We start from the raw sequence: 579 nt of genomic DNA on the forward strand, positions 1-579 counted from the left end.
AGCATGGCAATGTGATCTATCTCGGCGAGCGTGAGTGCTCGATCCAGCGCCGCAACCAGAAGGTCATCGAGGAGGCGCCGTCGCCGCTGCTCGACGAGACCACCCGCCGCAAGATGGGCGAGCAGGCCGTCGCGCTGGCCAAGGCCGTGAACTACGATTCCGCCGGCACCGTGGAATTCGTCGCCGGCCAGGACAAGAGCTTCTACTTCCTGGAGATGAACACCCGTCTGCAGGTCGAGCATCCCGTCACCGAGCTGATCACCGGCGTCGACCTCGTCGAGCAGATGATCCGCGTCGCTGCCGGCGAGACGCTCGCGATCGCGCAGAAGGACGTGACGCTGACCGGCTGGGCGGTGGAATCGCGCGTCTATGCCGAGGATCCGTTCCGCAACTTCCTGCCGTCGATCGGGCGTCTGGTGAAATACCGTCCGCCGGCCGAAGCCAGCCATGACGGCATCACTGTTCGTAACGACACCGGCGTGCAGGAGGGCGGCGAGATCTCGATCTATTACGATCCGATGATGGCCAAGCTCGTCACCCACGCGCCGTCGCGCGCCGCGGCGATCGAGGCGCAGGCGA

General features: G+C 65.5%; 1 protein-coding gene. It reads left to right on the forward strand.

The window, feature by feature from the left end:
- Window positions 1-579, forward strand: a 579-nt coding sequence (locus FNJ47_RS46505; RefSeq protein ID WP_488226109.1) for an ATP-binding protein, incomplete at both ends; no start/stop codon positions are given.

The sequence above is a fragment of the Bradyrhizobium uaiense genome (genome assembly GCF_010811875.1).
In the GTDB taxonomy this organism is placed as follows: domain Bacteria; phylum Pseudomonadota; class Alphaproteobacteria; order Rhizobiales; family Xanthobacteraceae; genus Bradyrhizobium; species Bradyrhizobium uaiense.